The organism is Flavobacterium hankyongi (assembly GCF_036840915.1).
GTDB lineage: Bacteria > Bacteroidota > Bacteroidia > Flavobacteriales > Flavobacteriaceae > Flavobacterium > Flavobacterium hankyongi.
The window spans coordinates 1,919,931-1,931,307 of sequence record NZ_CP085725.1; the positions used below are offsets into that span (position 1 = coordinate 1,919,931).

Genomic DNA, 11,377 nt, shown 5'->3' on the forward strand with positions numbered 1-11,377 from the left:
AAAATCGACAAATCAATTTTATTTTTATAAAAACACTAAAACCTTACTGTTAGCTGAGTTTTCTAACAAATAAAGACATTAAAAAAACAACATTTTAGGATTAAAATTGTACGATAAACTACAAAATTTAATAGGCAAAATTTGTATTAAAAAGGTACTTAAATTACTTTTACAATGAAATGGATTTTATTTAATGAATTAACAGCTAACGAAATAGAAAAAAACTACTTTCCAATTTTTTACGTATATGCATTTAAAATTATATGGCATCAAATTTGATGACGGCTTTGCCATTATATATTTTAAAATCAAAGTAGTCATTTTTTCTAACCTTAACTCAAAATGCATATGTTAAAGAATTACCCTAAACTAGTACTGAACATGAAGACCCTTTTGTCCTTCCTGTTCTTTTTGACCCTATCTTGTTTTTCTTATGGGCAAATTACACAAAGAGGAGCCGCTACAATAGGCACTTCGACTAACAGTAATACAATAACTATCAACAAACCTACAGGAGTAATTGCTGGCGACTTGATGATTGTTTCAATTGCTTCTGACGACAACAACTCCCTTACTGGCACAAACGCATCTCTTGCAGGATGGACACTTCAAAGTAGCGTTACCATTGTTAATAATGGCCACAGAGGAAGTGTTCTATATAGAGTTGCTGATGGAACCGAAGGGACCTCATTTACATTTAATGTACCGAATGGAAGTGGTACAACTAACAATAGCGTTGGAGCAATTATAGCTTTTTATGGCATTAACACAGCAACGCCTTTTGATACAAATGGAACATTTAACGCAGTCTCAGCCAATACTGTTACCGCTAATTCAATAACTACGACAACAGCTAATGCGGGTATTGTTATGCTAGGTGTAGGAGGAAGAAACAACAGAACATACAATGCTCCATGGTCAACTACATCTCCTGGAACTCTAACAGAGTTATACGACACTTCAAATGAAGCTTCAGTTGGTGCAGCTTGGGGAATTAAAGCCACAGCTGGAGCAACTGGCAATGGAACAGTTACATATAGTGGAAATGATCGAAATGCAGGTATTTTGCTTTCTTTAAGAAGAGTATCAGCTCCAACAATAACCAGTTTAGCTGGCTCGCCAGCGTGTCCTGGGAGTAGCATAACTATTAATGGAACTAATTTATTAAATGCGTCAAATATCACAATAGGTGGTACACCTGTAAGCTCAATAACATCAAACACAGCCACACAAATTGTAGCTGTTGTAGGAACAGCAACTACAGGAACAGTACAAGTTACAACTCCAGGTGGAACAGCAACTAGCGTCGCTGTATTTACAGTGTATGGAGCACCTGCAAATCCTGCAAATCCAACTAGTAATTCACCACAATGTAATCCTACTGGAGTAACAATAACACAAAGTGGAAGTGCTCCAATTGGAGAAACTTGGTATTGGCAAACAACAGCAACTGGAACTTCAACAGCAAATAATGCTTCTACACCTTGGGTTGTAAATACATCAAACACATACTATGTAAGATCAAGAAATAACGTAACAGGATGTTGGAGTAATGGAGCAGGTAGCATCACAGTTGTTGTAAACAATACAATAAATACAACAGCATCAACGCCAACCCCTGCCAATTCAGCAACAAATGTTTGTTATTCAGGATCTGGAGCAATATCTAGCTTAAATTGGACTGCAGCAGCAGGAGCATCTGGATATGATGTTTATTTTGGTACTACTGTGGTTCCTCCACTAGTAAGCTCTAATCAAGCAGGAACAACATACAACATGGGTACTCTATTAGCTAGTACAAATTATTATTGGAAAATTGTTCCAAGAAATACATGTGGAATAACTACTGGTTCGCCAGTTACTTGGTCATTTTTAACTAATAACGCACCATGTTATTGCACTCCTTCTTCAACACTTAACACATCTTACATCGATTCGGTTTCATCAATTGGTACATTGGCAGACAATTCAAATGTTAGTGGTGGATATTCAGCAAGTGGCTATGGGAATTTTTCAGGAATTACCATTGCTTCACAAATCCCTGGAGGTGGTATAAACTTCAATTTAAATTTAGCAGGCACTGGTCAAGCAATAAGAACATACATTGACTGGAACAATGACGGAGTCTTTGCTGATCCAGGAGAATTATATTATTCTTCAGGAACAACAACATTAACAGGAACAACAACATTCGGAATTGTTGTTCCTTCTGGACAAACTCCAGGAAATTATAGAATGAGAATTAGAACTAGACAAAATTCAACAATCGACCCTTGTTCAGTTTTAGGTTCTGGTGAGGCTGAAGATTACACAATTTCTGTTGTTACAGATTGTACACAAAAAATTACTAGCTGGACAGACGGATCAGCTTGCGGCTCTCCAAACACGGTTAATTTAAGTGTAACTTCAACTGGAGCCACTGGATTTAGATGGTATAGTGCGAAAACTGGAGGAAGTCTATTAGCAACAACTGCAACTGGTAGCTGGACAACACCTTCAATAGCTACAACAACAACATATTGGGTAACTGCATATAACGGAACTTGTGAATCACTTTATAGAACTCCGGTTAAAGCAACTATATTAACAACAACTAATATTGTAGTTACACCTTCTTCTCCTATTATTTGTGGGGAAAACACACCGATATCAATAAATGCTGCTGGTGATACTACTGAAGAAGATTTATTAACACAAGATTTTGAAAGCGGAATAGGGTCTTGGGCTATATCACATACAACTTGGACGAGTCCGGGTGCAGATTCAGATTGGAGCATAAAAACTAGTCCATACCAACCTTCTGGAACATCTGTATGGAAACCAGCAATAAACTCAGGGGCTATTGCTACAACTGGAAATAAATTTGCTTTAACAACATCTGATTATAATGGTTCAAATATTGTAACTATTTTAACTTCTCCTATTGTAAATCCTTCAACATATACAAGTCTAACACTTACTTTTGATCATTTTTATTCAAATTTTAGTGGAGATAGTGCTGAAATACAAGTATCTATTAATGGAGGGGCTTTTACTGCAGTCACCCCTACAGCTGCTTCATACACAACTGATATTGGAACTGCTGGTGACTTTGTAACACAAACTATTAACTTAAATGATTATGCATTACCTGCAAACACTCAATTACAGTTTCGTTTTGTTTATACTGCTCAGTTTGATGATGGTTGGGCTGTTGACAACATTAGACTATATGGTATCAAGCCTTTAAACACTACTTTTACTTGGAGCGGAGGGGTTGATGCGTATACTAATATTGCTTGTACAATTCCATATACAAATCAAAGTTTGTCTACTATCTATGTTTTACCAAATGCAACTCAATTAAGTTCACCTTCATGGAATTTTACTGCAACTGCTACATTATCGAATGGATGTTCGGTTGTAAAAAATATAAATGTTACAAACAACACAAAAACATGGTCTGGAGCATCATCTCAACTATGGAATGATCCAACAAACTGGATTCCAAATGGAGTACCAAATGCTACTCATTGTGTTGTAATACCTAGTAATACCCAAATTACTGGTAGTGGAAATAATACTTATGCATTAAATTTAACAGTAAAATCAACTGGAAACCTAGAATTACAATCTAATAATAGTTTAACTGTTACGGATTTTATAGATGTGAAAACAGGCGGAACATTTAATGTAAGGAATTCGGCGAATTTAATTCAAGTGAATAACGTTGTGAATAGCGGAAATATAAACATGCAAAGAACTGCCTTTATAGACTACAGAGACTATGTGTACTGGTCTTCTCCTGTTGCAAACTTTAACTCAGCAAATATTTCTACGTATTCTAACAACAATAATTTATACAAATGGATTCCAACTGTTGCTGGTAATGGTGTAGGAGGTTTTGGAAATTGGGTTAATGGAACTGAAACAATGACACTTGGTAAAGGATATATCGAAAGAGGACTTAACAATGCTCCTTTAAATTCTCCAGTAAATTTTACAGCTACTTTTTCTGGAGTTCCAAATAATGGAAATATTTCAACGCCAATATCTAGAGGAACATACAATTTGGGAACATCATACCCTTCGCCTTACTCTTCAACAAATGCAACACAAGATGATGACAATTGGAATTTACTTGGTAACCCATACCCTTCATCTATTAATGCAAAGGCATTCTTAACAGCTAACGCTGCTAATCTTGATGGATTTGTGAAAATTTGGACACACGGAATTGCCCCTAATTCAACTGCTCCTGATCCGTTTTATAATAATTACGCATACAACTATGATGCAAATGATTATTTAACCTATAACCTCTCTGGAGCACAAACTCAAAATGGATTTGATGGCTATATTGGTGCTGGACAAGGATTTATTACCAAAATGCTTCATACAAGTACTGGAACTTCAGCAAATGCTGTATTCGATAACAGCATGAGAAGTAACGCTTACAGAAACGATCAATTCTATAAAAATACAAATACAAACGCTACTACTAGTGATATTCCTGAAGGTAGACTTTGGATTGATTTAATATCTTCTTCAGCTAGTAATTCAATACTCGTAGCCTATGTGAATGGCGCAACTAATGGTAAAGACCAAATGTATGATGCTCAAGCCGATTTAAAAACCACTTTCAATTTCTATTCATTACTAGATGGATATGATAGAAATGTAATTCAAGGCAGAAGCGTTCCTTTTGATCAAAATGATTTAGTCCCTTTAGCTATAAAAGTACCTTCTAACGGAAATTACACGATTGCTATTCAAGGTGTAGATGGTTTCTTTTCAAATCCAAGTCAATCTATTTACTTAGAAGACAAACAAGCAAATATCATTCATGATTTACGTTCGGCTCCTTACCACTTTACAAGTACTAACGGTGAATTTACGGAACGCTTTGTGTTACGATACACTAATCAAACTTTAGCCAACGAAGTATTTGATTATAGTAATACAGTTTCTGTTTATGCCAATGAAAACATCACTATTAAGTCTGCATTAGAAAATATTAGAGATGTAAAAATATATGATGTACTCGGAAAAAATCTTGTAAACAAAAATAAAATCGGTAAAAATGAAATTGTTCTAACAGAACTTAAATCATCTTCAACAGTATTGATTGTTAAAGTAATTCTTGATAACGGAACCGAAGTTACCAAAAAGGTAATTTTCTAAAATATACTATTCAAAGACCCTAATAAAGACCACTCTTTTAGAGTGGTTTTTTTATACAAATTAAATAATTACATTAATAGCATCTCAATAAAACTTCCAATAATTCAAAGAACTATACAAAAGCAAACAACCAACAAATCAATATTGAAATTGCTTACAGTTCTTAATTACAATTTCTTTTATACACCTTAAACAGTGTAAAAAAGCATTAAAATTAAAAACATTTTTTAAATCATTTTAACCCTTAACTCATTGACTAAATTATAGCATTATAAGAAATAATATTTACGGTTTTTCCGTACAATTTGTTAAATTTCTACAAACAAAACACTGTAATTCAAAAACATAGAATAACGCATTTTTCTAAACCAAATAAAAAGTATAAGTAAAAAAAATCCACACAAAGCCTATTTTTTACAAAATCTTACTTTTCTTAAATTTTAGAAGACTTCAAGAATACGAACAAGTATTTTCAAACCCTTTGAGAAAAACTCCTATCACTTTCCCTGGCAGGCTACTTATTTTAAGTTCACAACAAGTACTCAAACAAATACTTATATAACTAAAAATAGAATAAAACACGTAAATCCATCAAGTAATAATTCAAAAAACCACTAAAAAGCTTGTAAACAGAAAAATTATTATGTTAATTTAATAAATATTTCGAAATTTCTTTAACCATAAACTCTTATTATCAAATAAATTTCAATACACTAGACATTTCATTTAAAACAAACGACCAAAATACAAGCAACACAGACTCTACAAGTGTCGTAATCAGAAGCAGCACATACAGTCGTCATATATCTGATACTTAATTCACAGCTGAACTACTAATATAAATATCACCTCATTAACAAATATAACTGGAAATATAAAATTAAGAATCTATACTTGGGTCGGTAGCAACTAAAACCCTAACAATAATTTATACAAATGGATTCCAACTCTTGCTGATAATAGTATGGAAATCTTGGAAGTTGAATTATATGGGACTAAAACAATTTTACCTGGAGTTCCAAATAATGGAAATATTTCAATGCCAATATCTAGAGAAATATGCAATTTAGGAAAATCACACTCTTCAAAAAACGCTAATACTATTGATATTCCTGAAGGTAGACTTTGGATTGATTTAATATCTTCATCAGCTAGTAATTCAATACTCGCAGCCTATGTGAATGTTGCAACTAATGGTAAAGACCAGATGTATGATGCTCAAGCCGATTTAAAAGCCACTTTCAATTTCTATTCATTACTAGATGGATATGATAGAAATGTAATTCAAGGCAGAAGCGTTCCTTTTGATCAAAATGATTTAGTCCCATTAGCTATAAAAGTACCTTCTAACAGAAATTACACAATTGCTATTCAAAGTATATATGGTTTCTTTTCAAATCCAAGTCAATCTATTTACTTAAAAGACATACAAGCAAACATCACTCATGATTTAAATTCGACTCCTTAGCACTTTACAAGCATTAATGGTGAATTTACGGAACGCTTTGTGTTACGATACACTAATCAAACTTTAAGCAATGATACTTTTGAGTTTTCTGATTCTGTTTCTGTATATGCTAACCAATATCTTAACATCAAATCTTCATCAGAAAATATAACAGACGTAAAAGTATTCGATGTGCTTGGAAAACAATTCTTAGCAAAAACAAAATTGGTAAAAACGAAATTAGTTTAACAGAACTTAAAGCAAATTCATCTGTTATAATTGTTAAAGTTATCCTAGAAAATGGAAATGAAGTCACTGAAAAAGTGATTTTCTAAAAATATTTTATCCTTAAAATGTAAAACCACTCTAAAAAGGATATGTTTTTTGTAAATAAAATTCTTACAAATTAAATTAAATAAAATTCAAAAATAATTTAAATAATTGAAAATCAAGTGCTTACACTTTATTTGCAAACTAAAAACAAATCTCAAATTTTAACTGAAAAACAGATAGTTAAAATGCTTGAAATCAACTATGTTATGAATTAATTTTGCACGTCGAAAATCGCGAGAATAATTTTATTCAAAAAACACTCTCGTAATTTCTTTAAGATATTATAATGACAAATTTATAGTCTTTTAAAAAATAATCATTACGGTTTTTCCGTACAAATTGTTAAAAAATTGTATTCAAAAAACATAAAAATTTATAACACACTAAACAGGACAGAGTCTATGAAACTATTCTACTCCAAAACCATCTTTTTTCACAAAACCTTATTATTATTTTTATTTTTGATAGGTTACCAAGGATATGCACAAATATTTACAGATCCATTAAATGGTTCTATAACTTCTGGAAATACATATTTTAAATCAGCAACAGGTACAACAACTAACGCAAACATAAATGTCGATGGAATACGTTACATTAGTTCACCAAGCACTAGTATGACTGCGAACAATGCCTATTTTGCATACAACTGGACAAGTAACAATATTAATCTAACTAAATATTTCGAAATCTCTTTAAGTCCAAAATCGTGTTATCAAATAAATTTCAATACACTAGACATTTCTTTTAAAATTAATGACCAAAATTCTAACAATATAGGTCCTACACGTGTAGCTATCAGATGTAGTTCAGATAATTACACTTCAGATTTATATACATATAGTATAACAACTATAAATCATGCTTGGGTTGCTAGTATAGATATTACTTCATTAACAAATATTAGTGGAAATATAAAATTCAGAATCTATGCTTGGGGGGGTAACAGCTCAAACTCTAATAATAATTTTGGAATAAATGATTACAGTTTCACTAATGGTTCAGTAAATTCAAATATAACTACACCAATAGTTAGTACAACAGCAGCAACTTGTGGAGCAGCTGGAACTGCTACAATTACAAACTATAGCGCAGGAAACTCCTATACTTTTACTCCTACTGGACCTACAGTAAGTGCTGGAGGAACAATTAATAGTATGGTTACTGGCACATCATATACTGTAAGAGCAAGCAATGGTGGTTGTAATTCAGCTAATTCAAACAGTTTTAGCATTACTGCAGCACTTCCTATCCCTGCAACTCCAACGGTAAATACAACTTCTATTACTTGTGCAACTTCTGGAACTGCAACAATCACAAATTATAATGCATTAAATACATATACGTTTGTTCCAACAGGTCCAACGGTAAGTGCTGGTGGTATCATTAACGGCATGGTTACAGGCACATCATATACTGTACAAGCAAACAACGGAAGTTGTACATCTAACACCTCATCATCTTTTGTAATAGTTGATAATTCTTCTACTACTTGGAATGGCAGCACATGGAGTAATGGCAATCCAGATTTGACTAAAAATGCTATAATCAATGCAGACTATGACATGGTTAATAACTCTGCCTTAGCTAATATAAACGCCTGCAGCCTAACTATTAATTCTCCTGCTAAAGTTATTGTAAAATCAAACGCTACTTTTACACTTCAAAACACATTAACCGTTTCGACAGGCGCAACATTTAACATAAAAAACAATGCAAGTTTAATCCAAATAAACAATGTTTCTAATAATGGAAACATAAATATGGAAAGAACAGCTTTTATTGATTTTAGAGATTATGTATACTGGTCTTCTCCTGTTGCAGGATTTAATTCAGCAAACATATCTGCGTATTCAAACAACGCTTATCTTTACAAATGGAATCCAACAACCGGTGCCACAAATGGTTTTGGAAACTGGGCTAATGGCGTAGAAACAATGGTTCTTGGAAAAGGTTATATTGAAAGAGGATTAAACAATGCTCCTTTAAACTCTCCAGTTAATTTCACAGCCACTTTTACAGGTATACCAAATAACGGCAACATAACAACACCTATAGCTAGAGGAACTTACACTGGTGTAAACTACAACACGGGAGTATCTACAACCCCTGCTACTGACGATGATGACAACTGGAACTTATTAGGAAATCCTTACCCATCTGCAATTTCAGCTGCTGATTTCTTGAACGCAAACGCTACAAACCTTGATGGTTTTGTTAAAATTTGGACACATGGAATGGCTCCAAGCACAACTGCTCCCGATCCATTCTACAACAATTATGTATATAACTATGATCCTAATGATTACATCACTTGGAATCTTTCAGGAGCTTCAACACCAGGATTTAACGGATATATTGCTGCTGGACAAGGATTCATTACAAAAATGAAACATACAAGTCCTACAACTACTTCGACTGCGCAATTTAACAATAGCATGAGAAACGCATCTTATACAAACAACCAATTTTATAAATCTGCCAATAATCAAAAATCTTCAAACATCGAGGAAGGACACATTTGGATTGATCTTGTTTCGTCTTCTGCAAGTACAAGAGCTTTGGTTGCTTATGTTAATGGAGCTACAGATGAAAAAGACCAAATGTATGACGCACAAGCAGACATGAAATCAAATTTCAGAATCAACTCATTATTAGGCCCTGAAAGATTAATAATTCAAGGTAAAAAAGTACCTTTTGACTCAAACGATCAAGTTTTTATAGCTTACAGTGCACCTACAAACGGAACTTACAGCATTGCTATTGGGGCTGTAGATGGATTATTTACAGACCTAAGTCAAAACATTTATCTGGAAGACAAACAACTTAATATAATTCATAATTTACGATCTACTCCTTATCAATTCACTACAAATCAAGGAGAGAACACAAACCGTTTTGTATTAAGATATACAAACCAAACATTAAGCAATGATACTTTTGTGTTTTCTAATTCTGTTTCTGTATATGCTAACCAATATCTTAACATCAAATCCTCATCAGAAAATATAACAGACATAAAAGTATTTGATGTGCTTGGAAAAACAATTCTTAGCAAAAACAAAATTGGCAAAAACGAAATTAGTTTAACAGAACTTAAAGCAAATTCATCTGTTATAATTGTTAAAGTTATCCTAGAAAATGGAAATGAAGTCACTAAAAAAGTGATTTTCTAAAAATATTTTTATCCTTAAAATGTAAAACCACTCTAAAAAGGGTGGTTTTTTTATTTACTGAAAAATATTTATATTTTTTTCTTATAGAATGAACTATAATCGATTAAGTGTTTGATTTTAGATTATACACAAATACAGTTTTAATAGTTAATATGAAATAATTTCATTACTTATCAATACTCGTCCTTCAACAATTTCATTTGGTGTCATTACACAACCAACATGTAGTCTAACTAGCAGAAACGTTATTCTAAAAAACCTGTACTTTATCTGGCTAGCATTACTAGATTCACATGACATATAGCTCCTGAACTAAGATTTTTTTTACCAAAATGCTTCATACAAATACAAGCAACAATGCAGTTTTTAACAATAGGATGAAAAATACATCTTATACAAAATAATGAGTTTTTTAGAACTAAAATTTCTCAAAAACCAACACAAAAGAAGAAGGTTGTATTTGGTTAGATTTGACATCCCAATCAGCTAGCACAACAACATTAATTATATCTGTAAATAATCCAATTAATGAAAGAGAATAAATTATATGATACAACAGCAAATCTAAAATCAAATTTTCAGAATTAACACACGCCTCAATTGTGAAAGACTTTTAATTCAAGGTAAAAAAACTCCTTTTAATAAAGAAGACAGAATAAATTTTGCTTTCAATGTCCCAACAAATGGAAATTACACACTTGCAATAAATTATCTTGATGGAGTATTAACTAATCTAAACCAAAAATATCTTTTTGAAAGACAAACAACTTGATATGATTCAAAGTTTAACGATCTGCACTGTATCATTTTGTTACAACACAAGGAGAAAACATAAATAGATTATGTTACGTTATACAAATCAAACATTAAACAATAATGATTTTGATTATAACAATTCAATTACTTTTTATACTACAAAAGCAATTAGCATTAAGTACACCATAGAGAATATAAAAAACTTATGATGTTCTAGGAAAATTGATATTAATTAAGAACAATATCAATTTAAAAGAATTGATTTTTAACGAACTTAAACAACTTCAAGTTTAGTAATCGTTAAAATAATATTAAATAACGAAAATGAAATTATCAAAAAAATTCTATTTTAAATAAACGAAATCTTGATCTTTTCCAAAAAACCTCAGTTGAGATTTTTTTGTACTTTTTTGATACAAAGCAATTTAAGCATTAACATTTTGCATTTCATCGATAAAATTTGTTTTTTATCGAATAAATAAGCCTTTTATCGATATTAACA

4 protein-coding genes are annotated in these 11,377 nt (G+C 32.0%); all 4 read left to right on the forward strand.

The genetic code is table 11. The features are described 5' to 3' along the window. Positions 1-381 precede the first annotated feature (381 nt). The 4 genes from LJY17_RS08970 to LJY17_RS08985 all read left to right on the forward strand — a co-directional run bounded on the left by LJY17_RS08970 (position 382) and on the right by LJY17_RS08985 (position 10,119). Positions 382-5,163 (forward strand): GEVED domain-containing protein, encoded by a 4,782-nt coding sequence (locus tag LJY17_RS08970; RefSeq protein ID WP_264543494.1) that lies wholly within the window; start codon positions 382-384, stop codon positions 5,161-5,163. Between the two features lie 964 nt (positions 5,164-6,127). Next, positions 6,128-6,631: a hypothetical protein gene (locus LJY17_RS08975; protein ID WP_264543495.1), complete on the forward strand. Its 504-nt coding sequence runs from the start codon at positions 6,128-6,130 to the stop codon at positions 6,629-6,631. Positions 6,632-6,670: 39 nt separating this feature from the next. Then, positions 6,671-6,859, forward strand: a complete 189-nt coding sequence (locus LJY17_RS08980; RefSeq protein WP_264543496.1) for a hypothetical protein — start codon at positions 6,671-6,673, stop codon at positions 6,857-6,859. 485 nt (positions 6,860-7,344) lie between these two features. Then, positions 7,345-10,119: a T9SS sorting signal type C domain-containing protein gene (locus tag LJY17_RS08985; RefSeq protein ID WP_264543497.1), complete on the forward strand. Its 2,775-nt coding sequence runs from the start codon at positions 7,345-7,347 to the stop codon at positions 10,117-10,119. Positions 10,120-11,377: the final 1,258 nt, after the last annotated feature.

Bases quoted from the DNA above. Each gene is read 5' to 3' on its own strand.
- LJY17_RS08970 (WP_264543494.1), top strand. From the start codon at position 382: ATGAAGACCCTTTTGTCCTTCCTGTTCTTTTTGACCCTATCTTGTTTT.
- LJY17_RS08975 (WP_264543495.1), top strand. From the start codon at position 6,128: ATGGAAATCTTGGAAGTTGAATTATATGGGACTAAAACAATTTTACCT.
- LJY17_RS08985 (WP_264543497.1), top strand. From the start codon at position 7,345: ATGAAACTATTCTACTCCAAAACCATCTTTTTTCACAAAACCTTATTA.